We start from the raw sequence: 25,000 nt of genomic DNA on the forward strand, positions 1-25,000 counted from the left end.
GAATTGGACGTCTCAGAACCGCGTCCAACTCGTGGCAATTTGCACGATAGGATCGGCATCAGGGAAGGCTTCCGGCGGCTCTTGATCTGGCGCAATGTCGTTTCGACGGCATTGCGTGATCAAGCGCTCCAGTCCGCTAGGGAGAGCCTCGTGCATGCGATCGGGATGATGACGAGAGCGGTGCCGACGCTCTTTCGCCCGCGCACCGGCCCGTCATGACACCGGCCTCCGCCGGCCTCACGGAGCAGGAGGCCGGGCGGCGCCTCGCGGCCGATGGCCCGAACGAGCTTCCGGCCGCCGGTCCGCGTCGCCTCTGGCAGATTGCCTTGGAGATACTGCGCGAGCCGATGTTCGGCCTGTTGCTGGCGGGCGGGGCGGTCTACGCCGCCCTCGGCGACCTGGTGAGCGGAGTCGTGCTGCTCGCCTTCGCCTCCTTGTCGGTGTCGATCTCGATCGTGCAGGAGATCCGCAGCGAGAAGGTTCTCGACGCCCTGCGCGCGATGACGAGCCCGCGCGCCCTGGTGATCCGGGACGGCCGGTCCCGGCGCATCCCGGGGCGGGAGGTCGTCCGCGGCGATGTCGTGCTGGTGGCGGAAGGAAACCGCATCCCGGCCGATGGCGTGCTGCTGGAAGCGCGCGAGTTGCTGGTCGACGAGTCCATGCTGACGGGCGAATCGGTCGCCGTGGCCAAGCGCGCCCGCGCCTCCGACGCCGAGGGAGCGGGCATGCGGCCCGGGGGAGAGAATATCCCCGCCGTCTTCTCGGGCTCGCTGGTCGTGCGGGGAACCGGCGTCGTGCTCATCCAGGCTACCGGCGCGGCGACGGAGATCGGTCGGATCGGCAAGTCGCTCGCCTCGATCGATGCCGCCACGCCGCGCCTGGCGCTGGAGACGCGGCGGCTGGTGAGGCTGTTCGCCGTGGGCGGCCTGCTGGCGAGCGTGGCCGTGATCGTGACGTACGGTCTGTTGCGCGGCTCCTGGCTCGACGCGGCGCTGGCCGGCATCGCGGTGGGCATGGCCATGTTGCCGGAGGAGTTTCCCCTCGTGCTCGCGGTCTTCATGACCATGGGCGCCTGGCGAATCTCGCAGGCCCGCGTGCTGACGCGCCGGGCCACCGCCATCGAGACGCTGGGGGCCGCCACGGTCCTGTGCACCGACAAGACCGGCACCCTCACGCGCAACCAGATGACGGTCCAGGAGTGCGTTGCCGTAGACGGGTCTGACCGCGCGCAGCTCCTGCGATGGGCCGAGCTGGCCTGCGTGCCGGAGGCCTTCGACCCGATGGATCGCGCCATCGCGCAGGCGGCGTCCGTTCAGACGGAGGGCCGCTCGCTCGTGCGCGGCTATGCCCTGTCGGCCGACCTGCTGGCGGTGACCCAGGTCTGGCGGGTGCCCGGTGAGGCGCGGCTCGTGGTTGCCGCCAAAGGCGCGCCGGAGGCGATCATGGACCTGTGCCGACTCGCGCCGGACGCAGCGGGTTCGATCCGCGATACGGTCGAGGCACTCGGTACGCGCGGCGTGCGGGTCCTCGGGGTCGCTCACGGCGTATCCGGCGAGGGCCCGCTGCCCGACTCGCCGCGTGGCTACACGTTCCAATGGGCCGGCCTCGTGGGGCTCGCCGATCCGCTTCGGCCGGAGGTGCCAGGCGCCATCGCCGAGTGCCTCGCCGCGGGCATCCGCGTCGTGATGATCACCGGCGATCACCCAACCACGGCCCAGGCGATTGCGCGAGAGGCCGGGCTTCCGGCGGATACGGTGGTGACCGGTCGGGAACTGTCCGATCTTTCCGACGCCGCGTTGCGGGAGCGAGTCGCCAGCGTCGGAGTGTTTGCGCGCATCCTGCCGGAGCAGAAGCTGCGCATCGTCGAAGCGCTGCAGGCGCGAGGCGAGGTCGTGGCGATGACTGGCGACGGCGTCAACGATGCGCCGAGTCTCAAGCGCGCCGACATCGGCATCGCCATGGGCGGGCGCGGCACCGACGTGGCGCGCGAGGCGTCCTCGATCGTCCTGCTCGACGACGATTTCGGCTCGGTCGTGCGGACCGTGCGGCTGGGTCGCCGCATCTACGACAATCTGCGCAAGGCCATGGGCTACATCGTCGCCGTCCATGTGCCGATCGCGGGAATCGCCCTGCTGCCACTGCTGACGGGGCTGCCGCTCATCCTGCTGCCCGTGCACATCGCCTTCCTCGAGATGATCATCGACCCGGCCTGCTCCGTCGCCTTCGAGGCCGAGCACGAGGAGCCCGACGTGATGACCCGACCGCCGCGCGCGCCCGATGCCCGGCTGTTCTCGGCATCGATGCTCGCCGGGAGCGTCCTGCAGGGCGTTGCCGCGCTGTCGGTAACCGCAGCCGTCTACCTGCTCGCCGTCCAGCGCGGAATGCCGGAGGAAGAAGTCCGCACGCTCGCCTTCTTCACACTGGTGCTTTCCAATCTCGGATTGATCGTCGCGAACCGCTCCTTTCGCGGACACCCGTTCGATTTCCTGACCGGCGGCAATCGGGTGCTGCTCGGGATACAGGTGCTCACGATCGCCTTTCTGGCCGCCACCGTGACCGTGCCGTCGGTGCGGCGCCTGTTCGGTTTCGGAGCGATGCACTGGGACGATGTCCTGATGGTCGCCCTCGCGTGCACTCTCCTGGCGCTGACGCTGGCCCTGCTCCGCCTTGCCCGGCGCACCTGGGAGCGCACCAGCGGGAGGCGATTCAAGACACACTCGTGATTGCGGAGGACTTTTCACGGCTCCCGCTTGCTAGAATGGAGCGCCTCCGGAGTTCAGCCATGCGTCCCACCGTCTTCGTGCCCTTCCTCTGCCTCATGCTCGCGTGCTTCGGCGCGCATGCGCAGTCCAGGGCGCCGGATTTCTTCGCCTTCGTCCTGTTCGGTGAGGGAAGCGATGGCCAGCCCCTGCCGATGGTTCGCAGCGTCGCCGAAGGCGCCACGGCCTGTCCGGTCCTGCGCACGTCGGCGGGTGGTGGTTCGACGACGATGAATCCGCGCCGCCGCCCCGCGGGCGGTCACTTCGACGCCGTGATGGTTTGCGAGGCCCGCTATCCGGTCGGCGAGGCGGCCAGCGTCTTCCTGGGTGACCGGCGTATCGACCTGCCGGCCGTTTCAATCGCGACGCCGCGCCGCGTGGTGCTGATCGGCGACAGCGGCTGTCGCGGCGAGACCCTGGCCAAGCCGCAATACTGCGGCGGGGACGGTTTCGCCAAGGTCTGGCCGTTCGGCCTCCTGTCGGAGGAGGAGGCGCACAAGCGCCCCGATCTGATCGTGCATGTCGGCGACTACAATTATCGCGGCACGGAGCGTGGCCTCGTGCTCCCCACAAGCCTCACCGGCTATGCCACGCCGCTCAAGGTGAGCGTGTACGACACGGGTGACCTCGACGACGAGGACGAGCCCAGCCTGCCGATCGGCGCCGCCTACTGGAGCCAGAACATCGACGGCAGTCCGAATCCGGACAAGTGGACCAACTGGCGCGACGATTTCTTCCGGCCGGCGGCCCGGCTGCTGGTTGCCGCGCCGTGGCTCTTCAGCCGCGGCAACCACGAACTCTGCAGTCGCGGCGGTCCCGGGTGGTTCTATCTGCTGGATGTGAATTCACCCTTGCTCGGGCCCGGCCGCCGGCAGAAGGAGTGTCCGTCCCAGCTGCCGGCCGACTGGCGACCCGGCGCATGGCCCAAGCCGCCCGCGCTGCCTTTCGCCGGCCAGCCATTCCCGATCGTGTCCGACGCGCCGTTCCGGCTCAAGCTCGGCAGGCTCAACATCATCGCCGTCGATTCGGCCAATGCCGCCGACGCCGTGCTCTACAATCTCGAGACCTACCTCACGCAGTATGGCGAGGTAGCGAGGATGCTGGCCGAGGATCCGACGCCGACATGGCTGGTGACGCACCGGCCCGTCTGGGCCGTGGTCAGGCGCGACAAGGGCGGTCCGATCGGACTGACGTCCTACGGCTTCATCAACGAGACGCAGCGCGAAGCGATCCATCGCGTGTTCCGCGGAAGCATGCCGCGCCACGTCACGGCCGTGATTGCCGGACACATGCACCGGTTCCAGGCGATCGGTTTCGACGGGCCGCACCCGCCGCATCTTGCCGTCGGCACCGGCGGCATGGAGCTGTCGCATGTGCAGCCGCCGCCCTCGCCGGAGAACCCCAAGGCGCCGGTCCGCGTCGATGGCTTGGACAGGGGCCCGGCCTATGTCGTGGGCCTGCGCGATTTCGCGGCGATGATCGTGCAGCCCGTCGAGGACGGGACCTGGAGCAGCGTGCTCTATGGCATCGAGGGCGAGACGCTGGCGATCTGCGACTCGCGCTGGCCGGGGCCGGGGCGGCAGCGTTCGATTTGCGAACTGAAGTGATGCCTGCGCGCAGTCCGTCGATCGCTTACGCCCGGCCGGCGGTGACCTCGCGCTGATAGAAGAGCAGGTCGAGCTCCGGCGCCTCCTGGCCGAAGCCGGTCAGGATCATGTGCGCCTGGCCGCGGTGATGGGTCTGATGGTTGAACCAGTGATCCAGGGCCGGCATCAGTTCCTGCACGAATTCGTCCGGCGTCGAGACGCGGCGGTAGCGGATGACGCCCGCAAGCCGCGCCTCGTCGAGTCCGTCGATCCACGCGACGATGCGACGGTCCTCGGCTTCTCGCGCCGCGCGCAGACCGGCGAAGTCCTCGTGCAGGATCGCGTCGAGGCGTTCCGGTGCATCGCCCGCGCTGGTGAAGCGTTTCATCCAGATGCGATCGGTCGCGAGCAGATGATTGAGGGTGCCATGCATCGACTTGAAGAAGGCGCCCCGGTCGGCGCGATACGCCGGGTCGCCGAGCCTGGCGGCCGCGTCGTAGAGCCGGCGATTCGCCCACGCATTGTAGCCCGCGAAGGTGACATAATGTTTCTTCATGCCTTCATCCTGCACCGCCGCCTTGCGGTTTCAAGATTGATTGGCAGGTTCAACCCGTCGGCCCCTGGATTGTCGGAGTAAGCAGATGACGAGACGAATCGGCATCCTGACCAGCGGCGGCGATTGCGCCGGGCTCAACGCCACCATCCGGGCCGTCGCGTTGCGGGCGCATCATGGCCATGGCTGGACGACCGTCGGCGTGCGTTACGGCACGCTCGGCCTGCTCGAGCGGCCGGTGGAGGCGGTGCCGCTCGATCCCGACCGGCTGAGCGCGGCGCTGGCGCGGCAGGGCGGTACGTTCCTCGGCAGCACCAATCGCGGCGATCCCTTCGCCTTTCCGATGCCCGACGGCAGCCGCAAGGACCGGTCGGGCGAGATGGTCGAGGGGCTGAAGCAGCTCGGTCTCGAGGGGCTGATCGGCGTCGGCGGCGACGGCAGCCTCGCCATCCTGCGCAAGCTGCTGGCGCCCTCGGGCATCCCCTTCGTCGGGATTCCCAAGACCATCGACAACGATGTCGGCCACACCGAGCGGGCCGTCGGCTATTCGACCGCTGTGGCGATCGCCACCGAGGCGCTCGACCGGCTGCAGCCGACCGGCACCAGTCATGAACGCACCATGGTCCTGGAGGTGATGGGCCGCGACGCCGGCCATATCGCCATCGCGGCGGCGATCGCGGGCGGTGCCGACGTCGTGCTCATCCCCGAAGTCCGCTGGAGGCTGGAGAACGTCGTCGCGCATATTGGGCGCCTGCGTGCCGTGGGACGCACGTCGGCTTTGGTCGTCGTGGCGGAAGCGGCCGGCCAGTCGGACGAGGCCGCCGATCCGTCGGCCGATGCACCCGAACACGGCGTCGGCGACTGGCTGGCCAAGCGGCTGGCCCGGGCGACCGGTGCGGAAGCCCGTGCCACGGTGCTGGGCCATGTCCAGCGCGGCGCCATGCCGACCGCCGAGGATCGACTGCTCGCGTCCGCGCTGGGCGTCCGCGCCGTCGACCTTCTGGCCGAGGGCAAGGGCGATCACATGGTGGCCTGGTGGAACCGGCAGGTGATCGACGTGCCGCTGTCGAAGGTCGTTGGCCGGTCGCGGACGGTCGATCCCGACGGCACGCTGATCCGCACGGCGCGGGCGCTGGGGATCTGCCTGGGAGATGCCGTCTAAGCGAGATCGCTGCGCGACAGCCAGAAGACCTCGCCTTCGCTGAGTTCGGTGTCGAGCCACAGGAAGGGGAGCTTGGGGTAGGCGGCTTCCAGCGGGGCGCGGCCGCGGCCGATCTCGCAGACGAGGCCGCCGCTCTTGGTCAGGTGTTTGGGCGCGTCGGCCAGGATGCGGTGCACGAGGTCGAGCCCATCGTTGCCCGCCGCCAGCGCCATGCGCGGCTCGTGCCGGAACTCGGGCGGCAGCTTCGCCATGCCGCCGGCATCGACATAGGGCGGGTTGCTGATGATCAGGTCGTAGCGCTGGCCCTGCAGCGGCCGGAAGAGATCGCCGCGATGGACCGTGATGCGGTCGCCGAGGCGATGCGTCGCCACGTTGCGCCGGGCGAGCGCCAGCGCGCCGGCCGACAGGTCGACGGCATCGACCTTCGCGCGCGGAAAGGCCAAGGCCGCCAGGATGGCGAGGCAGCCGGAGCCGCAGCAGAGATCGAGGATGCGGCGCGGCCTTGCGGTGGGAAGCGCGCCGCCCGCGAGCAGGTCGCCGATGAAGGAACGCGGGATCAGCGCGCGCCGGTCGATGTGGAAGCGCACGCCCTGCATGTAGGCGGCTTCCAGCAGGTAGGGCGCCGGCATGCGCAGCGAAACCCGCGCTTCGATCAACGTGATGAGCCGTGCTTTCTCCGCCGGTGTCGGCACGAGGTCGAGCCACGGGTCGATCCGGTCGATCGGCAGCCGCAGCGCCTCCAGCACCATGAAGGCCGCCTCGTCGACGGCATTGGTCGTGCCGTGGCCATAGGCCAGCCTCGCGGCGCGGAAACGCGCGACCGCGAACTTGAAGAAATCACCCAGGGTGACGAGAGAGGGTTTGGTCGGTCGCGCCATGCGGGCCTACATTACCGGATATGAATCGCCGCGCGCTTCTTTTCGCCGGTCTTGCCGTCGCAGCGGCGGCAGCCGCGCCGGTCGGGTCCGCGCCGGTGGGGGCCGCTCCGGCTGAGATCAGGGTGATCCTGGTCGGCGGCCCCGATTGTCCGCCCTGTGTGCGCTGGAAGCGCGAGTACCTCGAAGCCTGGACCGCCTCGCCGGAGTTCCGGCAGGTCATCTGGGAAGAGGTCGAGGCCGCCCGCTTCCGCGAGGTCTATCAGGAACAATACTGGCCGGGCGCGCTGGCGCCGATCCTGAAACAGATTCCGCGCAAGAGCGGCGCGCCGCGCTTCCTGATCGTGCAGGCCGGCAGGCTGGTGTCGAACCATCTCGGCGTCAGCAAATGGGCCAACACGCTCGACGATCTTCGCAAACTTCTGGGATAGCAACATGGCAGGCGCTCTCGACGGTCTGGTCGTCCTCGACCTCACGACCCATCTCTCCGGCCCGTTCTGCGGCATGCAACTCGCCGACATGGGCGCCGACGTCATCAAGATCGAGAGTCCCCAGGGCGATTCGATGCGCGGCGCGCCGCCGTTCCTCGAAGGCGAGTCGGCGCCGTTCATGCTGTGGAACAGGAACAAGCGCGGCCTCAAGCTCGACCTCAAGAACGAGGACGATCTCAAGGTCTTCTGGGAACTCGTCGACGGTGCCGATGTCGTGCTGGAGAATTTCCGCCCGGGAGTCATGAAGCGGCTCGGCCTCGGCTGGGAGGCATTGCACGCGCGCAACAAGCGGCTGGTGCTGGGGTCGATCTCGGGTTTCGGCCAGACCGGCCCCTATGCCAGTCGCGGCGGCTTCGACCTGATCATCCAGGCCATGTCGGGCCTGATGTCGGTCACCGGCCCCAAGGACGGCCCGCCCTACCGCATTCCGCTCGCCATCTCCGACGTCGGCGCCGGCCTGTATCTCACCATCGGCGTGCTGAGCGCCCTGCAGGCCCGGCACAGGACGGGCGAGGGCCAGTGGGTGGAGACGTCGCTGCTGGAAGCCACCGTGTCGCTGGGCGTCTACGAGGCGGCCAACTTCTTCGCCAACGGCATCCGGCCGGAGAAGCTCGGCCAGGGGCATCGCGGCTCCTCGCCCTACCAGGTGTTCCAGACGGCCGACGGCTGGCTGACCATCGGCGGAGCGCAGCAGAATTTCTTCCGCAAGCTCTGCGCCCTGATCGGTAAGCCGGAGCTCGCCGAGGACCCGCGCTTCAAGGCCAATGCGGACCGGGTGAAGAACAACGAGCAGATCGTCGCCATCCTGCAGGCCGAGATCGCCAAGCGCACGACCGACGACTGGATGGCGGCGCTGGAGAAGGAAGGTATCCCGGCCGGGCCGGTGCTGCACCATGACGAGGTCTTCGCCGATCCGCAGATCCTGGCGCGCGGCATGGTGGCTGAGGTCGAGCATGCCAGGGCGGGCAGGCAGAAGACGCTAGGGGTGCCGCTCAAGCTCTCGGCGACGCCGGGCAGTGTCCGCCGGCCGGCGCCGACGCTCGGCCAGCACGATGCGGAGATCCGCGGCAAGCGCCGTTCCTAGAAGCCGAAACGGCGCGACCCTTGGGTCGCGCCGTCTGGCTGCACTTACCAACGCGAACGCTGGTACTTGTCGGGAACGCCGTCGCCGTTCCTGTCGCGATCGTAGCGGTCGGGAACGCCATCCCGATCGCTGTCCCTCATGGATCGGTTGTAAGACCGCTGAGGCGGCGAGACCGGCACCGGCACATAGCGGGTCTGGGTGACCACCTGCGGCCGGGGCGGCGGCGGTGGCGCGTAGTAGGAGTAGCTCGGGGCCGGCCGGTAGTAGCTCGGCTGGCTCGCATAGTTGTTGGAGTAGCCGGAGTACCCGTAGTTCGAAGAACCGTAGCCCGGACTGTAGCCGGAGGTGGTCGGATAGCCCGACTGTTCGACACATCCCGCCGTCACCATCACAAGGCCCGCGGCGGCGAGCCAACTGACGCAGCGCATTCTTTCCCTCCACCGGGAAGCCCGCCGTTCGCGAGCGGGACGTTCCCATGAAAAGAGATTCGCGAGTGACGGTGTCGCCGTGTTGTCCCAATCGGGATTTGTTGAAGGCATCCGTGATCGACTGGTGACTGGGCTGCCTAGCGAAGCGGACCAAGCGGCGAGCCCGGTGAGCGGCTCGACGGATCCTGAAGGATCGACGAACCCAGGAGGCTACGGGGCGGGTCCGGCTGCTTGTACTGGTACCTGTCGGGAATGCCATCGCCGTTCCAGTCGCGATCGCGGCCGTACTGGACAGGCCTGCGCTCGGGCGTGTCCCGGTGCAGGAGCGGCCGGGAGTAGCTCTGTGAGGCTGGCAGTTGGGGTGGCGTAGCTGGGGGCGAGTATTCGACTGGCGCTGGCCGTGACAGTGCGTGCAAGCCTGGATTGCTGCCGCGCTGAACGCTGGAAGAGGGTGATCGGTCCTTGATCCCGTATCCGTAGGTCGTCGGAGGGCTCGCGAACAACTCGCAACCCGCCGTCCCCATCGCGAGGGCTGCGGCCGTGAGCCAGGTCATGCAGCGCATTCGTCCTCCACCTATTACGTACTCTATTTATGAGAGCATTAGTTTAGTAGATACTCGTAAAAGTGGCGGTGTATGGACGCTGGCGGGATTTGTTGAAGGCGGACCCAGGAGCAGGCAGCGGGAGGGGAGGCGCCGGGTGCTCAGGAAAGGCGCTCAATACCAGGCCTCGAATCAAAACCGGCTCCCGAAGGAATTCGGGAGCCGGTCAATGGTGTCGGGTGGAGATTCAGCTAGCGCTGGAAGGCGTCCGGGACATGATCGCCGTTGGCGTCGATGTCGCGACGGTTGGGAACGCCATCGCCGTCATAGTCGCCATTCGGTCCGCGACGGTTCTGATAGCCGTAGCGGGCGTTGCTGTTCTGCGCGTAGTAGCCGCTGTTGTAGGCCGGACGGCTGTTGTAATAGCCGTTGGTATTCTGGGTGGAGTACCCGTTGTTGTAGGCGGGTCGGGAATTATAGCCGCTGTTGTAGGCATACGAATTGTCGTAGCCGGTCTGGGTACAGGCGGCAGTTGCGGCCAGCAGGCCCGCCGCGATCACGAACTTCAGCTTGTTCATCGCTACCTCCGTTTGGGGTCGAACCCTGTCTCGCGACGGGAACACTCCCTCTAGAACGAGGTACGTCGCCCGAAGTGGCATCGCCCGGGCTAAAAGATGAAGTTCTGTAAAGAAGAACGCCCGGCAACCGTGGAACGGCGCCGGGCGTTGTCGGCCTCTCTCGAAGAGGAAGTGCGCTTACAGCGCGCCGGGTGCGGGGCCGCGGGCCACCTTGGCGTTGAGCTTCGGCGGATGGGTGACGATCGACTTCAGGGCCGGCACCGGCTTGCGCAGCTTGGCGATGTTGGGGAGTGGCCGCGCGAGGATCGGGTTGGTCTTGAATGCCTGCTCCATCGCGTGGGCGGCGCCCAGCACTTCGCCGTCGCCGCGGAAGCGGCCGATCACCTGCAGGCCGAACGGCATCTTCTGGCCGTCGACGCCGCAGGGCAGCGAGACGGCGGGGTTGGTGGTGAGGGTGACGAAGTACTTCGTCGCCATCCAGTGGTAGTAGGTGCCGAGTTTCTTGCCGTCCATCTCGTCGATGTAGAGCTGCTTCCACGGGAAGGGCGAGAAGCCGACGGTCGGACCGATGACCAGGTCGTACTCCTTGTAGATTTCCTGGAAGGCCCGGAAGATTCGGGTCTGCTCGCCATGCGCCCAGGCGAAGTCGGCCAGGGTGAGCTTCGCGCCGAGTTCGTAGTTGGCGATGATGTTCGGGCCCAGCATCTTGCGATTGTTGGTATAGGTGTCCTGGTAGCGCGACAGGAAACTCACCGCGCGGATCACGTCGAAGCAGCGGTCGGCGCCGCCGTAATCCACGTCCACCTTGTCGAGGCTGCGGAACATCGGCTTCATCGCCTTGATCTTCTCGCGGAAGGTCTGGCGGATCGACTTGTCGACCGGCGCACCGCCGAAATCCTCCGTGTAGGCGACCCGCAGGCTGCCGAGATCGACCGGCCACGGCTCGGCATAGGCTTCCGGCTCGAGCGGGAAGGAGAGCGGATCGCTGTCGTGCTGGCCGACCTGCGTGGCGAACAGCAGGCAGACATCGGCGACGTTGCGGCCCATCGGACCGAGCACCGAGATCGGCGTCCAGCCCATGGCGCGCCGTTCGACGGCGACCATGCCGGGCGAGGGGCGGAAGCCCACGACGCCGCAGAAGGCGGCCGGATTGCGCAGGCTGCCGCCGGTGTCGGAGCCGGTGCAGACCGGCAGCATGTCGGTGGCCAGCGCCGCTGCCGAGCCGCCCGACGAGCCGCCGGCATTCATCATGGGATTGAAGGGATTGCCGGTGGCGCCCCAGACCGGGTTGCGGCTGTTCGAGCCGGCGCCGAACTCCGGCACGTTGGTCTTGCCGACAACGATGGCGCCGGCGGCGCGCACGCGGCCCACCATGACGTTGTCGTAGCCCGGCACATAGTCGCGATAGAGCGGGGAGCCGTAGGTGGTGAGCAGGTCCTTGGTCTCCTCAAGGTCCTTGATGCCGGTCGGCAGCCCGTGCAGCAGCGGCAGGTCCTCGCCGCGGCGCACCGCGGCTTCAGCGGCCTTGGCTTCCTTGCGCGCGCGGTCGACGCACATCGCGGTCACGGCGTTGACGGCGGGGTTCACCTCCTCGATGCGCTCGAGGCAGGCGTCGAGCAGCTCGACCGGTGAAATCTCCTTGGTGCCGATGCGGCGGCGCATCTCGACCGACGACAGCGAGACCAGCTCGTTCTTGGACATCATTTCCCCTTTTCAGAAACGTTTCAGGATCACTGGATGAAAGTCAGGGCCGGTGCAACTCGACCGGCGTCCGGGTGACGGTGCGGCGGCCGCGCTTGTAGGCGGCCAGCACCGGCGCAATCGTCCTGAGCGCCATGACGGCATCCGGCGCGTCGAGAACCACGAGGTCGGCCGGACCGCCGACGGCGATTCCGTAATCGTCCTTGCGCATCAACTTGGCGGCCGTCTTGGTCGTCATGTCCCACAGCGCCTTCACCTCGTCGTCGTTGGCGCGCTGGGTGACGATGGCGTGCATGTTGACCTGGCGCAGCAGCTGGCCGTCGCCGAACGGCGTGAACGGATTGAGGATGTTGTTGGAGGCGACCGAGCAGGTGACGCCGCGTTCGGTGAGGAAATTCAGGTCGAGTACGTTGCGCGGCACGTTGTGGTCGGTGTGGCGGCCGCCGAGATAGAGATCGGTTGCGGTCAGCACCGTCGCGGCGACGCCGGTATCGGCCATGCGCCGGGCGACCTTGTCGAGATCCTTGAACGGCATCGTCGCGAGCTTGCCGACATGGCCGACGGCGACGCGGCCGCCCCATTTGTATTTCTCGGCGAGATCGCAGACCAGCAGCGTGTCGAGATGCTCGGCCGTCGGGCCGCTGTCGACATGCATGTCGATGTCGGCATCGAACTCGCGCGCCAGCTCGAAGACGCGATGGATCTGGGCGGCGCTGTCGCTGTCGTAGCTGGGCGCCGCTCCGACGACCCTCGCGCCGTTCTTCAACGCCTCGACCATCAGCTCGTCGGTGCCCGGATTGTTGGTCAGGCCTTCCTGCGGCATGACGCAGATCTCGATGTCGATCGCCCACTTGTACTTGTCGACCAGCGCCTTGACGCCCTCGAAGCCGCGCATCCCGATCTTGGGATCAACCTCGCAATGGGGACGCATGCGGGTGGCACCGTGGCTGATGCACTTCTCGATGGTCGCCGAAGCGCGCTCGATCACGTCCTCGACGGTCATGGTGTGCTTGACCGCCGACACGCGCTCCATCGCGAGGTGCGGCATGCGCTTGGTGTTGTGTTCGCAGCGGCCGAGGATGCAGGCCTTGTCGAGATGGATGTGGGTGTCGACGAAGCCCGAACAGACCAGTCGACCATGACCCTTGTATTCTTCCCGGGCGCTGCCGCCGAGCTTGGGGGCAATCGCGGAGATGCGGCCCTGGCTTACGCCGATATCGGTGGTCGGTTGATCGGGCGTACTGTCGGGGAGCCGCACGTCGCGCAGGACAAGGTCGAAATCCATCATCACTCCAGTCGCCGGCGGCGGCCGGCACGCATGTTGCACCATGCCGTCGGCCAATAACAGCCCGACGGCCCCGGAGGCTCAGCAAGAACCATGCTTTCCCGACGTCATCTTCTGCTCGCCGGCACCGCCGCCGCCCTGTCTCCGAGCCTGGCCGCGGGCCAGACCGCGGCTCCTGCGCCGTGGCCGACCAAGCCGATCCGCTGGATCGTCAACTTTCCACCCGCGGGCGCGGCCGACATCATGTCGCGAGCGCTGGCGGAATATTTCGGCACGAAGCTCGGCCAGCCGATCGTCGTCGAGAACAAGCCCGGCGCCGGCGGCATGCTGGGTGCGGACATCGTCGCCAAGGCGCGCGGCGATGCCCACATCGTGATGATCTCCAGCGCCGCCTCGCACGGGATCGGCCCGGTCCTCTACAAGGACGTGCCCTACGATCCGCTGGCCGACTTCACGCATATCCATCTGGTCGGCACCTTCCCGACGGTGCTGGCGGTCAACGGCACCTCGCCGATCGCGTCGGCGAAGGAGCTGATCGACATGGCCCGCGCCAAGCCGGGTGAGGTCACCTACGGCTCGGGCGGCAACGGCACGATGAACCATCTGGTCGGCCAGTTGCTGGCGCTCTCGACCAAGACGCAGTTCACGCATATTCCCTATCGCGGCTCGGCGCCGGCGATGAACGACCTGCTGGGTGGCCAGATCACGGCCTTGATGGAAAGCCTGCCGACGGCGACAGGCTATTTCACCTCCGGGCGCATGAAACCTCTGGCGGTCAGCGAGGATCAGCGCGCGCCGACCCTGCCGGACGTGCCGACCTTTCGCGAGGCGGGATTTCCAGAAGTCGTGGCGACGAACTGGTTTGGTTTCTCCGCGCCGGCCGGAATCCCTCCCGAGATCGCCAAGCGATGGGAGACGGAGATCGCCGCGGCCTTGCAGAGCGCCGAAATCAAGGAGCGCTTCGAAAAGCTCGGCATCCGGCCTGGCACCTTGGGATCGCAGGGCTATACGGCGCTCATCGCCACGGAGCTGCCGCGTTGGCGCGAGGTGATCAAGGCGGGAAATATCCGCGCAGACTGATTGCCTGAGGCGGCGCTTCCGGCACAATGCGCGCCGGAGGAAATCAAATGGTGCATCCGCTTCGCGACAAGGCGGCGGTGAGCGGCATTGGCGAGACCGCATACACGCGCGGCACGTCCAAGAGCGGGCTCGCGCTGCAACTGGAAGCCAGTCTCAGGGCACTCGACGATGCGGGGATCAATCCGCGCGATGTCGACGGCGTGATTCCGTACTTTCCGGGTGGCGCGATCGCCGAGGACTTCATCGCCAATCTCGGCCTGAAGGATCTGACGCTGTCGGCCTTCATTCCGATGGGTGGGGCGACCTGCGTGGCCGCCATCCAGATGGCGGCGATGGCGGTGACAACCGGCGTCTGCAAGCACGTGCTGATCTCGGTCGGCCGCACAGGTTATTCTGGCCAGCGCGTCTCGACCCGCCTGCAGCAATTCCCGGTATTCGCGCAGGCGAACGAGTTCGAGGCGCCGATCGGCATGTTCGCGCCGGCCCAGCTCTACGCCCAGGGCGCGCGCCGTCACATGGAACTCTATGGCACGACGGCGCGCCAGATGGCGGAAGTGGCGGTCGTCACGCGCCAGCACGCGATCCTCAACGGCAACGTGGTGATGAACAAGCCGCTGACGGTCGAGGATCATCACGCCTCGCGCATGATCTCCGATCCGTTCCGGCTGTTCGACTGCAGCCTGGAGAGCGACGGCGGCGCGGCGGTGATCATCAGCGCGACCGATCGCGCAAGGGATCTGAAGAAGCCCCTCGTCACCATTGCCGGCACGGCGGAGGGCCATCCCGATTCGCCCGCGTCGATCGCGCAGCGGCCTGACATACTGGACTTCGGCCTCGTGAAGTCGGCACCGCGCGCCTTCGCGATGGCCGGCGTCGGGCCGAAGGACATCGACGTCGCCGAGATCTATGACTGCTTCACCTTCACGGTGATCCGCCAGCTCGAGATCCTGGGCTTCTGCAAGACCGGCGAGGGCGGTCCGTTCGTGATGGACGGCCGCATCGCGCTGGGCGGCGAGTTGCCGATCAACACCCATGGCGGTCTATTGAGTCAGGGCCATGTGGTCGGCCTAAACCATGTGATCGAGCTGACGCGTCAGCTTCGCCGCGAGGCCGGGAAGGCGCAGGTGAAGGACGCCGAGCTGGGCCTCGTTACCGGCTACGGCGACATGGGCGACGGTTCCATCGCGATCCTGAAGAGGGCAGCATGAGCCAGGCTCCCGCCCCGGTCGCCCCTGCGCCCGAACGTCCGCTGCCGACGCCGACGCGTGAGAGCCAGCCTTACTGGGACGGCATGCGCGAGGGCCGCTTCCTGCTGCAGTACTGCTCGTCCTGCGGCACGGTCAGGCACTATCCGCGGCCCGTCTGCTCGCACTGCTTCTCGATGGAGAGCGAGTTCAAGGAAGCGCCGCTCGGCGGCAGCCTTTACGCATGGACGGTGTGCCATCATCCGTTCAATTTCTTCTTCAAGGCATCGGCGCCCTACATCGTGGCGCTGGTCGACATGGATGCCGGCGTGCGCGTCAACGCGCAGCTGCACGGCGTACCCGAGGCGGCGCTGAAGATCGGGCTGCGTGTGAAGCTCGGCTTTGAGCCGGTCAATAAAGAGGTGACGCTGCCCGTTTTCGTCGCCGAATAGAGAAATCCTGGGAGGAAAAATCATGAAGCGTTCTGTATTCGTGGCGTCGGCACTCGCCGCGCTGGTACTGCCGTTTGCCGCCTCGGCGCAGACCGACTGGCCGCAGAAGCCGGTCTCGCTGGTTGTCCCCTATCCGCCGGGCGGCGTGAACGACGCCGTGGCCCGCGTCTATGCCGAGAAGCTCTCGGCGGAACTGGGCAAGCCGTTCATCGTCGACAACCGCGCCGGCGCTGCCACCACCGTGGCCTCCAACTTCGTCGCCAAGGCCGCTCCCGACGGCTACACGATCTATGCTGCCGGCACGTCGCTGATCATCAATCCGACGCTCACGGGCCAGGTCCAGTACGACCCCAACAAGAGCTTCGAGCTCGTGTCGCTGATGTCGTTCACGCCCTTCATCCTGCACGTCAACTCGGAGTTCCCGGCCAAGAACATGGCCGAGCTGATCGCCTACGTGAAAGCCAACCCCGGCAAGTTCAACATCGCAAGCTCTGGCATCGGCGCGACCAACCATCTCGCCGCCGAACTGCTGAAGGCGCAGGCCGGTCTCAACATCACGCACGTTCCCTACAAGGGCGGCGCGCAGGCCGGCCAGGACGTGGCCTCGGGCCAGGCGCAGATGATGTTCTCGGCCGCCCTCGAGGCCAAGCCGGTGCTGGCGACGGGCCGCACCAGGGCCATCGCCATCTCGAGCCTCAAGCGCTCCCCCGCGTTCCCCGACATCCCGACCGTGGTGGAAGCGGCCGGGTTGCCCGACTTCGAGGCCGTGTTCTGGCAGGGCATGGTGGTGCCGGCCGGCACGCCCAAGGCGATCGTCGACAAGCTGCAGAAGGCGATCGCCAAGATCGCCGCCGAACCCGAGATGATTGATCGCTTCAAGCCGCAGGGCGTGGAAATCCGGGCCTCGACACCGGCCGAGTTCAAGACGTTCCTCGACAAGGAGGAGAAGCGCTGGACGAAGCTGATCAAGGAACAGAACATCAAGCCGGAGTAGGGCGTCCGGCTCCACTTAGACCTCACCCTGAGGAGCACCGCGAAGCGGTGCGTCTCGAAGGGTGGGCAACACCGAGGCCGTGGCCCACCCTTCGAGACGCGCCCGGCGGGCGCTCCTCAGGGTGAGGTTGATATTGAAGAAGCGACTCTCAAAGCGCTTTCCGGAGCGTGAGGTTGAAGCGGCGGCGTCCGGTCAGCGGATGCTCGCCGCTTTTCAATGTCAGCACGCCGTGATGGAACAGGCGTGACGGGCCGCCCCAGACGACCACGTCGCCATGTTCCAGCGCGACCTTCCGGACGGGATCGGCGCGCTTCTGTCCACCGAACTGGAAGGTGGCGGGCAGGCCGAGGGATACCGAGACGATGGGATGGTCGTAATCGGCCTCGTCCTTGTCCTGGTGCAGCGACAGCTTCGTGCCGGGCTCGTAGCGGTTGATCAGGCAGGCGTCGGGCACGAAGTTCGCGAAGCCCGCCGCAGTCGCGGCTTCATCGGCGAGCGAGAGGAAGGCAGGCGACAGCGCGGGCCACGGCAGCCCGCTTTGCGGGTCGTGCGCCTGATAGCGGTAGCCGGAGCGATCGGTGATCCAGCCGGCCGCGCCGCAATTGGTCATCGCCACCGACATCTGGAAGCCGCCAGGCGTCACCATGTGCCGGAACGGTGCCCGGGCCGCGACATCCTCGATGGCGGCCAGCAGCGCGATATCACGCTTTCGTGCGAATCCGCGCAACACCGTGGCGCCGGGCGCCAGCGCCTCCTTTCCGCCATCTGCGTCGAACAGGCTCAACCTCATCGGCCAGATATAGGGCATCATTTGCCGGAACATCAGGAGTAGCGTGATGAACAATTGGATCACTGCCGCCGCTGTGATCGTCGCCGGCATGGCGACCGCGGGTGGCCCTGCCGCCGCGCAATCCGGAGAAGCCTCGAAGGGGCAGCGCGTCTTCAACACCCAGTGCAAGGCCTGCCACACCGTGGAGAAGGACGGCACGAGCCACACCGGTCCCAACCTGCACGGCCTGTTCGGCCGCAAAGCCGGCACGGGCGGCGGCTACGAGTCTTCCGACGCCATGAAGAACTCGGGTATCGTCTGGGACGATACGACGGTCGCCGAATACAGCCGCGACCCCAAGGGCAAGGTGCCGGGCACCAAGATGCTCTACAACGGCGTGAAGAATGCCGGCCAGCTTGCCGACCTCGTCGCCTATCTCAAGGAAGCGACGAAATAGTCAGCGCGTCATCGCGCCGACCAGGGTCTGCGTGAATCCGTCGACCATCGACTGGCTGATGGCCGAGCCTTCCAGCCAGTCGAGGCGCAGCTTCAGGAAGTTGTCGCGATAGCCGGTCAGCATCAGCGCCGAGTAGACGGGCTTCCTGTCGGCGCTGCGGATCGCGGAGAGGGTGATGCAGCGGAAGACCAGGCTGCCGATCGTGCAGTCGGTAGGCCCTCTGGCCGTCTTGATGTCCTCGTAGCGATTGTATTTCGCGAGCTGGTGGATTTCCTGCAGCGACGTCTGGAATTGCTGCTGGACGACCGGGCTCGACGGTCCGTCGGGAATCGACCTGATAGAGAGATCGTAGACATAGACGGTTGCAATGAGCTGGTCGCCGATCCGGTAATTCCAGCCATAGCCGAGCTCCGGCTTGCCCGCCGTCTTCCCGAAATCCGTGGAGCCGAACCTGGTCGCACCGGCGATCTGCTGTGGAAAGCTCAATCCCGTGGCGGCGTGGCGATCGGGCGCCGGCACGCGTTGCGACGACGACGATTCCGGCTGGCTCTGTCCAATCGCACCGCCGGCGGCTGTGACGAGCAGCGCCAGAGCGAGGGCCGTGACGCGAAGCATCGATGCGAGCATGAGCGCCTCCGTGGGGCGCTGACCTTACGTGCGCGCCGTGAAGCTGTCGCGTGCCCGAACGTAAGCGATCGAACCGAGCGCGAGGCCGGCGGCGAGCATGCCGAACACCCAGCGATAGGCGGTGTCGCCGGCGCCGAAAGCCTCGACGATGTAACCCGCGAGGGCGGGCAGCACCGCGAGACCCAGGCACTGCGCCATGTTGACGGTGGTGACGCCGCGGCCGGCCAGGCGGTCGGGGAACAACGCACGCCCCTGCGCCACGATCACCGTGCCGTAGGCGCAGAAGAAGCAGAAGGCGATCAGCAGCGTCACGGCGAGCCAAAGTGGCGGGTTGGGCAGTGCCGCCAGGATCGCCAGCAGCACCATCGAGATTGCCGCGCCGCAGAACACCACGCGCTTGCGCGAGCGCAGGACGCGATCCATCGGCCCGTAGGCCAGGATGCCCAGGATCTGAGCGACACCCATGGCGAGCAGCACGTTGCCGCGTGCCACGCCGTCGAGCTTGTGCACGTCGTAGAGATAGGGGCCGCCCCACACGCCGAGCACGGTGAGCATCGTGGCGTAGGCGAAGAAGTGCATCGACAGCACGGGGCCGAGGCCGGGCGTCCGCCAGACTTCCCAGAGGCCACGCAGGATCTGCCCGGGCGACTCCTTGGCCGCTTCAGGGCCGCGATACTCCGGCGGCCGGTCGCGTACGAAGACGAGGAAGCCGATGGCCACCAGCAGGGTGACGGCGGCGAGACCCAGGAAGCCGGCGCGCCATCCGACCGTCGCCGCGATCCAGGCGAGCGGCGTCGCCGCCGCCAGCGTGCCGATGTTGGAGGCCGCGAACACCCAGGAGAGGCGCGTGGCGAGCTTGGCCTGCTCGAACCAGCGCGAGCACAGGAAGACGACGGACATGAACGAGGCGGCGCAACCGACGCCCACGATGGTGCGGCCGGCGATGAGATCGGCGGCATCCGGGGCGCGCGCGATCCAGATCGAGCCCAGCATCGCCAGCAGCGACAGGACCGCCACCGTGCGGCGCGCGCCGAACCGATCGAACCACAGGCCGACCGGTATCTGCACCGCGAACAGCGCGAAGAAGAAGGCGCTGCCGGCCCAGCCGAGCTGCCGCGCGCTGAGGTCGAGGTCGCGCACCAGCTCGGGCGCGATCACGCTGTTCGACACGCGATAGAACTGGCTGAGGCAAGTGACGGCGATCAGCAGGATGAGGAGGGGCAGTCTCGACGCCATCCCTCCTTGCTAACACGATCGCGGTCGACATTCCTTCGGTGTGGGCCGAAGGGTCAGCCAGTCCCTGCCGGAAGCTGGATCGACCTATTTGACGGCGGCGGCCGCCTTCGCCTGGCGGCAGGCGAGCGCCAGCGCGGCGCCGAGATCGCCGAGCAGCTTGCCCGTCATCTCGTCGGTGAGTTTGCCGTCGGCGAACTTGTTCTGCGCCTGGGCGATCATGACCTCGGGCTTGTTGACCGGACGGCCGTCGAGGAACACCAGCGTCTGGCGAAGCTGGTACTGTGCGCGCGCCGTGCCGAGCACGCCCATCGAGGCGCCGAACAGCGCGACCGGCTTGGCGGCGAAGGGCTGCGGCGTCATGCGCGACAGCCAGTCGATCGCGTTCTTCAGCACGCCCGAGATTCCGTAATTGTATTCCGGGCTGACCAGCACGATGCCGTCGGCCTCCAGCATGGCCTTCTGCGCGGCCTGCACCTTGTCGGGGAAGCCCTTGGCCTGGACGTCGGCGTCATAGAGCGGCCAGTCGCCGATCTCGATCGTCTCGCAGGAGGTGCCGGCGGGGAGTCGTTCGACGAAGGCCTGAAGAGACAGGCGATTGAGCGATGCCTTGCGCAGGCTGCCGCAGAACGCGACGAGTTTCAGGGTCTCGGACATGCGAAGGGTTCCTTTGTCAGCGTGTGGCCGCGGCGCTACATAGGTGGCCCTTGAAACATTGGCAAACGCGGGAGCTAGGCGACCGATGAAGCGATACGCACTCGTGGCCGCCGGCCTTTCGGCCGCCGCCCTGACCCTTTCGCTGCCGGCCGCCTCGCAGGACCAGCCGCCCGACAAGTGGGTGACGTCCTGCACCATGGAGGGCGGCAAGGATTGCGGCGTGCAGGCCACGATCGACGGTAACAGCCTGCTCGGCCAGTTCCTCGTGATGCGCTACTCGGCGGCCTACAACAAGCTCTCCGTCGTCGGCGACGGACAGGGGGTGCGGGCCAGCGTCCAGGTCGATTCGAACCCCTTCATCTCGACCAGCACCTGCGGCCAGGGCATCTGCCAGTTCGACGACTACAAGTCGGGCCAGCTGCTGCAGCAGATGCGCACGGGTCGCAGGATCACGGTGCAGCTCCAGTTGCAGGGAACGGAGGCCGGGCCCTTCGACCAGACGCTGAACGGCTTCGATGCCCAGTTGCAGAGGGCGCTCGCCGCCCAACGCGGTCCCTGAGATGTGCGGCGCCTTCCACGGCAAGACCATGCCGACCTGGCGCACATGCTTTCTTGCCACGCGGGCAACATCAGTCTCGCCAACCCGGTGATCGCATGATCGCCCACGACAACGATGCAGGACGTGACGGGCCGGACGACGACTACGGCTCGCCGGCCTGCATGATCCATCTCGTCGATCCAGCTTCAGGTGCGTTGTCCGACCAGGACCCCCGGCAGCAGCAGGATTTGAAGCGTTGGCGCTCCGTCGAGCGCGAGCGGTTGGTCGCGTTGCGGCGGGCCATCCCGGCCGAGGAGAGGCGCGGTCTCTCGGACCGGATCGCCCGTGAACTCGACCGGTTGCTCGGGGATCTGTCCGGGAAGACCGTTGCCGCCTACCTGCCGTTCCGCGGTGAGCCCGACCTGCGTTTCTGGATCGAGGGACTCTCGGTGCGCGGCGCGATCGCGGCTCTGCCGGTGGTCGTTGCCCCGCGCTCGCCGTTGGAGTTCCGCACCTGGAGCCGCGGCGAGCCGCTCCGGCCCGGTGTCTGGACCATTCCGGTGCCAGCCGGAGGAACGCTCGTGACGCCGGATGTCGTGATCGCGCCCGTCGTCGGCTACGACGCGGCCTGTTACCGGCTGGGACATGGCGGCGGCTATTACGACCGCACGCTGGCCGCCTTGCCGCGCCGCCCGCGCATCGTGGGCGTGGGCTACGAGCGCCTCGCCCTCCGCACCATCTATCCGCAGACCTACGACGTGCCGACGGACGCCATCGTCACGGAAGCCGGCGTGTCGACCCGATAGCCGGCCCTACTGCTGGCGGCGGTAGAGGAAGCAGTTGTCCGCCTTGGGCATCTTGATGCCTTCGTAGTACGTCATCGCCGTCGGGGCCGAGAGCAGCAGCGTCGTGGTGTTGGCGCCGCCCGCCTCGGTGCGGGTCATCTCGATCAGGCGCCTTCCGATGCCCTGCCCCTGGCAGGCCTTGTCGACCGCGAGGTCGGAGAGATAGCAGCAGAAGCAGAAGTCGGTGAGCGAGCGCGCGAAGCCCACCAGCTTGCCGTCCTGGCGCGCGGTCAGGATCAGGTTGGCCTGCTTCAACATCTGCTCGATACGCGGCCGGTCGCCGATCGGGCGGTTCAGGCCCGACTTGGCGACCACGTCGATGTACTCGTCTGCACCGAGATCGTCCTCGCGGGCGTAGATCGTGTTCATTGCGTCAACCATCTCCTCAGGGCGGCCGAGACCTCGGCCGGTTTCTCCAGCGGCGCCATGTGTCCGCACTCCTCGATCACCACGAGCCGCGCGTTGGCGATGTCGGTGGCGATCTCCTCGGCGCGCGCCGGCGGCGTGACGAGGTCCTGGCGTCCGACGACGACCAGCGCCGGCACCTCGATGTCGACCAGCAGCGGACGGCTGTCGGCGCGGCCCAGGATGGCCTGCTGCTCGCGCACGAACCCGTCGCCGCCCACCTCGGTCGCCATGTCGAGCAGGGGTTGCGTGACGGCCGTGTCGGCGGCGCGCGAGGGATGAACGAGCTGCGGCAGCAGGGTTGGATGCACGCCATGGAAGCGGCCGATACGGGTCTGCTCGATGAAGCCGCGCCGGCGCGCTGCCGTCTCGGGCGAATCGGGGCCGGCCTGGGTGTCCATCAGGGCGATGCGTTCGACCCTATGCGGCGCGCGGCGGAAGATCTCGAACGCGACGTAGCCGCCCATCGAGAAGCCGCAGAGGGCGAAGGTCGGTGGCGCCAGGGCGAGCGTCGCCTCGGCCATCGCCGCCATCGTCTCGTGGTGCCAGAGTTCGGGGATCGTGAAATCGGCGATGTCGGCCAGCGCCTCGACCTGGTGATCGTAGACGCGGCGTGTGTTGAGCAGGCCCGGCAGCAGGACGAGCGGAGAACGCGGCATGGCGTACGGCCTCAGATCTGGATCTGGTTGCCGAGTTCGATAGCGCGGTTGGGCGGGATACGGAAGAAGGTCTTGGTGGCCGAGGCCGAATGGGAGAGCGAGATGAACCAGTCGCGGCGCCAGCGGCCGAGCCTGGAATGCTGCGACGGCACCAGGGTCTCGCGGCCCAGGAAGAACGAGGTCTCCATCTCGTCGTAGGCGATGCCATGCGGCCGGCAGGCGCGCAGCGCCTCGGGGATGTCGGGCTGTTCGGTGAAGCCGTAATGGGCGATCACGGTGTGGAAGCCCTTGCCGAGACGCTCGACCTCGACCCTGTTGGCTTCCGACACCACGGGCACGTCCATCGTGTCGACCTGCAGGATGATGATGCGCTCGTGCAGGACCTTGTTGTGCTTGAGGTTGTGCAGGAAGGCGGCCGGCGTGTGGCCGGCGTCGGCGGTCAGGAAGACGGCGGTGCCGGCGACGCGGTCCGGCGCGCGTTCCATGCGCTCGAGGAACTGTTTGAGCGGCAGCGAGCCTTCGCTGAGTTCCGTGGCGACCAGTCGACGGCCACGCCGCCAGGTCATGATGGTGAAGTAGATCAGCGCGGCCACGATCATCGGCAGCCAGCCGCCGTCGGGGATCTTCAGCGCGTTGGCGATGAAGAAGGCGAGGTCGGGAATGGCCAGGAAGCCGAACACCGCCGCGGCGAGCGGCCAGGACCAGCGCCAGACCAGGATGGCCACGGCCATGGCGAGCGCGGCGTCGACGAGCATGGCGCCCGTCACGGCGAGGCCGTATGCGCCGGCGAGCGCGCCCGACGAGCCGAAGCCCACGACCAGGGCCACGACGCACGACATCAGCAGCCAGTTCACGCGCGGAATGTAGATCTGGCCGATCGCGGTATCGGAGGTGTGGTGGATCTCCATACGCGGCAGATAGCCGAGCTGGATGGCCTGGCGGGTCAGCGAGAAGACGCCGGTGATGACCGCCTGCGAGGCGATGACCGCCGCCAGCGTCGAGAGGATGACCAGGACGATGATGTAGTCCTTCGGAACCAGCTCGAAGAAGACCTGCCGGACGACCTCGGGGTTCGCGATTATGAGCGCACCCTGGCCGAAATAGTTCAGCAGCAGGCCCGGCATCACAAGGCCTACCCAGCCGATCCGGATGGGCTTGCGGCCGAAATGGCCCATGTCCGCATACAGCGCTTCCGCGCCGGTCACGGCCAGAACGATGGAGCCGAACGCCCAGAAGATGCCGAAACCCTGGTCGGTGACGAGATAGTAGGCATGTATCGGGTTGATGGCCTCGAGCACCGAGGGGTTCTTGGCGATCTGCCAGGCTCCCAACACGCCCAGCACGACGAACCAGACCAGCATGACCGGGCCGAACAGCCGGCCGACGTCGGCGGTGCCGCGGGCCTGCAGCACGAACAGCCCGATCAGGATGATCAGCGACAGCGGCAGGACGAAGGGCGTGAGCGCAGGCTCGGCGGCCGACAGGCCCTCGACGGCGCTCATCACCGAGACGGCCGGGGTAATCATGGCGTCGCCGTAGAACAGCGCCAGTCCGATCACGGCGAGCACCAGGATGGCCCGGCGGGTCTTGCGTGCCTTGCCGCTCAGGCCCCTTGTCGCCAGGGTCGCCAGCGCCAGCACGCCGCCTTCGCCCTTGTTGTCGGCGCGCATGATGAGCACGACGTACTTGATGGTGACGGTGAGCGTGACCGCCCAGAACAGCATCGACAGCACGCCCAGCACATGCTCCGGCGTCGGCGCCATTCCGGAGCCGTGGAGAAACGTCTCGCGCAGTGCGTAGAGCGGGCTGGTGCCAATGTCGCCGAACACGACGCCGAGCGCACCGACAACCAGTGCAGCGCCTGCCGGATGAGGGGCATGCGGGGTGCTGGTGGCGGGTTCGCGGGAGGAGGACTGGCTGGTTTCGGCTGGTGCCATGATATCGAACGCCGCCTGGACGGCGGCGCGGCGAGGGTTTGCGCTCCGCCTCCGGCGCTGTCAACGAGCCAAATGAGGCGCCGTTGCGACGAAAGCGCTTGACTTGGAACCACCCCACA

The 25,000-nt window shown here is 67.3% G+C and carries 25 protein-coding genes; 12 read left to right on the forward strand and 13 right to left on the reverse strand.

The genetic code is table 11. The features are described 5' to 3' along the window. The first annotated feature begins 215 nt into the window (after positions 1-215). Positions 216-2,723 (forward strand): cation-translocating P-type ATPase, encoded by a 2,508-nt coding sequence (locus KQ910_RS10450; protein ID WP_216959276.1) that lies wholly within the window; start codon positions 216-218, stop codon positions 2,721-2,723. A gap of 59 nt (positions 2,724-2,782) precedes the next feature. After that, entirely contained in the window at positions 2,783-4,366 is a 1,584-nt protein-coding gene (locus KQ910_RS10455; protein ID WP_216959279.1) for a metallophosphoesterase, read from the forward strand. Positions 4,367-4,391: 25 nt separating this feature from the next. Here the strand turns inward: KQ910_RS10455 and KQ910_RS10460 are convergent, their stop codons facing one another. Then, positions 4,392-4,901 (reverse strand): DinB family protein, encoded by a 510-nt coding sequence (locus KQ910_RS10460; protein WP_216959282.1) that lies wholly within the window; start codon positions 4,899-4,901, stop codon positions 4,392-4,394. Positions 4,902-4,986: 85 nt separating this feature from the next. On the opposite strand from KQ910_RS10460, the gene KQ910_RS10465 reads away from it, so the two are divergent. Further along, positions 4,987-6,060: an ATP-dependent 6-phosphofructokinase gene (locus KQ910_RS10465; protein WP_216959285.1), complete on the forward strand. Its 1,074-nt coding sequence runs from the start codon at positions 4,987-4,989 to the stop codon at positions 6,058-6,060. On the opposite strand, the gene prmB is transcribed toward KQ910_RS10465, so the two are convergent. Continuing rightward, positions 6,057-6,938: a 50S ribosomal protein L3 N(5)-glutamine methyltransferase gene (gene prmB / locus KQ910_RS10470; protein ID WP_216959288.1), complete on the reverse strand. Its 882-nt coding sequence runs from the start codon at positions 6,936-6,938 to the stop codon at positions 6,057-6,059. The genes KQ910_RS10465 and prmB overlap by 4 nt on opposite strands. Before the next feature lie 20 nt (positions 6,939-6,958). On the opposite strand from prmB, the gene KQ910_RS10475 reads away from it, so the two are divergent. Together KQ910_RS10475 and KQ910_RS10480 are read left to right on the forward strand one after the other, a co-directional pair. Continuing rightward, entirely contained in the window at positions 6,959-7,366 is a 408-nt protein-coding gene (locus KQ910_RS10475; RefSeq protein ID WP_216959291.1) for a hypothetical protein, read from the forward strand. 4 nt (positions 7,367-7,370) lie between these two features. After that, positions 7,371-8,510, forward strand: coding sequence for a CaiB/BaiF CoA transferase family protein (locus KQ910_RS10480; protein ID WP_216959295.1), 1,140 nt, complete (start codon positions 7,371-7,373; stop codon positions 8,508-8,510). Between the two features lie 44 nt (positions 8,511-8,554). Here the strand turns inward: KQ910_RS10480 and KQ910_RS10485 are convergent, their stop codons facing one another. The 4 genes from KQ910_RS10485 to KQ910_RS10500 all read right to left on the reverse strand — a co-directional run bounded on the left by KQ910_RS10485 (position 8,555) and on the right by KQ910_RS10500 (position 13,044). Beyond that, complete coding sequence (locus tag KQ910_RS10485) at positions 8,555-8,938, reverse strand: thrombospondin type 3 repeat-containing protein (protein ID WP_216959298.1); 384 nt, start codon at positions 8,936-8,938, stop codon at positions 8,555-8,557. 793 nt (positions 8,939-9,731) lie between these two features. Continuing rightward, on the reverse strand, positions 9,732-10,058 hold the full coding sequence (locus tag KQ910_RS10490) for a hypothetical protein (RefSeq protein WP_216959301.1): 327 nt from the start codon (positions 10,056-10,058) through the stop codon (positions 9,732-9,734). A gap of 177 nt (positions 10,059-10,235) precedes the next feature. Next, positions 10,236-11,762 carry an amidase gene (locus KQ910_RS10495; protein WP_369408321.1) on the reverse strand — a complete coding sequence of 509 codons (1,527 nt, stop codon included), beginning with the start codon at positions 11,760-11,762 and terminating at the stop codon, positions 10,236-10,238. Between the two features lie 40 nt (positions 11,763-11,802). Next, positions 11,803-13,044 carry an amidohydrolase family protein gene (locus KQ910_RS10500; RefSeq protein WP_216959304.1) on the reverse strand — a complete coding sequence of 414 codons (1,242 nt, stop codon included), beginning with the start codon at positions 13,042-13,044 and terminating at the stop codon, positions 11,803-11,805. A 93-nt stretch (positions 13,045-13,137) separates the two neighbouring features. Between KQ910_RS10500 and KQ910_RS10505 the strand changes: the two genes are divergently transcribed. From KQ910_RS10505 to KQ910_RS10520, 4 genes are read left to right on the forward strand one after another with little or no spacing between them, the layout of a single operon-like run. Further along, on the forward strand, positions 13,138-14,124 hold the full coding sequence (locus tag KQ910_RS10505; RefSeq protein WP_216959307.1) for a Bug family tripartite tricarboxylate transporter substrate binding protein: 987 nt from the start codon (positions 13,138-13,140) through the stop codon (positions 14,122-14,124). 47 nt (positions 14,125-14,171) lie between these two features. Beyond that, positions 14,172-15,332, forward strand: a complete 1,161-nt coding sequence (locus tag KQ910_RS10510) for a thiolase family protein (protein ID WP_216959311.1) — start codon at positions 14,172-14,174, stop codon at positions 15,330-15,332. Further along, the gene (locus KQ910_RS10515) at positions 15,329-15,760 is read left to right on the forward strand and encodes a Zn-ribbon domain-containing OB-fold protein (protein WP_216959313.1); all 432 of its coding nucleotides are present in this window, start codon (positions 15,329-15,331) and stop codon (positions 15,758-15,760) included. The genes KQ910_RS10510 and KQ910_RS10515 overlap by 4 nt, the downstream gene beginning before the upstream one ends. Positions 15,761-15,782: 22 nt before the next feature. Beyond that, a complete protein-coding gene (locus KQ910_RS10520) occupies positions 15,783-16,754 on the forward strand; it encodes a Bug family tripartite tricarboxylate transporter substrate binding protein (RefSeq protein WP_216959316.1) in 972 nt (323 codons plus the stop codon). Between the two features lie 148 nt (positions 16,755-16,902). Here the strand turns inward: KQ910_RS10520 and alkB are convergent, their stop codons facing one another. After that, positions 16,903-17,544, reverse strand: a complete 642-nt coding sequence (gene alkB, locus KQ910_RS10525; RefSeq protein ID WP_216963761.1) for a DNA oxidative demethylase AlkB — start codon at positions 17,542-17,544, stop codon at positions 16,903-16,905. Between the two features lie 46 nt (positions 17,545-17,590). On the opposite strand from alkB, the gene KQ910_RS10530 reads away from it, so the two are divergent. Next, the gene (locus tag KQ910_RS10530) at positions 17,591-17,980 is read left to right on the forward strand and encodes a c-type cytochrome (RefSeq protein WP_229600377.1); all 390 of its coding nucleotides are present in this window, start codon (positions 17,591-17,593) and stop codon (positions 17,978-17,980) included. Here KQ910_RS10530 and KQ910_RS10535 read toward each other — a convergent pair whose 3' ends face one another. The 3 genes from KQ910_RS10535 to KQ910_RS10545 form a co-directional block, all read right to left on the reverse strand. Then, positions 17,981-18,607, reverse strand: a complete 627-nt coding sequence (locus KQ910_RS10535; protein ID WP_216959319.1) for a hypothetical protein — start codon at positions 18,605-18,607, stop codon at positions 17,981-17,983. Between the two features lie 24 nt (positions 18,608-18,631). Beyond that, entirely contained in the window at positions 18,632-19,843 is a 1,212-nt protein-coding gene (locus KQ910_RS10540) for an MFS transporter (protein ID WP_216959321.1), read from the reverse strand. Positions 19,844-19,927: 84 nt separating this feature from the next. Beyond that, a complete protein-coding gene (locus KQ910_RS10545; RefSeq protein WP_216959324.1) occupies positions 19,928-20,497 on the reverse strand; it encodes an NADPH-dependent FMN reductase in 570 nt (189 codons plus the stop codon). A gap of 85 nt (positions 20,498-20,582) precedes the next feature. Between KQ910_RS10545 and KQ910_RS10550 the strand changes: the two genes are divergently transcribed. Next, positions 20,583-21,056 carry an invasion associated locus B family protein gene (locus KQ910_RS10550; protein ID WP_216959327.1) on the forward strand — a complete coding sequence of 158 codons (474 nt, stop codon included), beginning with the start codon at positions 20,583-20,585 and terminating at the stop codon, positions 21,054-21,056. Positions 21,057-21,151: 95 nt separating this feature from the next. Further along, on the forward strand, positions 21,152-21,841 hold the full coding sequence (locus KQ910_RS10555) for a 5-formyltetrahydrofolate cyclo-ligase (RefSeq protein ID WP_216959329.1): 690 nt from the start codon (positions 21,152-21,154) through the stop codon (positions 21,839-21,841). Positions 21,842-21,847: 6 nt separating this feature from the next. On the opposite strand, the gene KQ910_RS10560 is transcribed toward KQ910_RS10555, so the two are convergent. The 3 genes from KQ910_RS10560 to KQ910_RS10570 are packed head-to-tail and all read right to left on the reverse strand — an operon-like array spanning position 21,848 to position 24,881. Further along, entirely contained in the window at positions 21,848-22,249 is a 402-nt protein-coding gene (locus KQ910_RS10560) for a GNAT family N-acetyltransferase (RefSeq protein ID WP_216959333.1), read from the reverse strand. Then, on the reverse strand, positions 22,246-22,944 hold the full coding sequence (locus tag KQ910_RS10565; protein WP_216959336.1) for an alpha/beta fold hydrolase: 699 nt from the start codon (positions 22,942-22,944) through the stop codon (positions 22,246-22,248). Before KQ910_RS10565 ends, KQ910_RS10560 begins: the two co-directional genes overlap by 4 nt. 11 nt (positions 22,945-22,955) lie before the next feature. Further along, a complete protein-coding gene (locus KQ910_RS10570) occupies positions 22,956-24,881 on the reverse strand; it encodes a potassium transporter Kup (protein WP_216959339.1) in 1,926 nt (641 codons plus the stop codon). Positions 24,882-25,000 lie beyond the last annotated feature (119 nt).

Origin of the sequence: Reyranella humidisoli (assembly GCF_019039055.1) — a bacterium.
Classification (GTDB): domain Bacteria; phylum Pseudomonadota; class Alphaproteobacteria; order Reyranellales; family Reyranellaceae; genus Reyranella; species Reyranella humidisoli.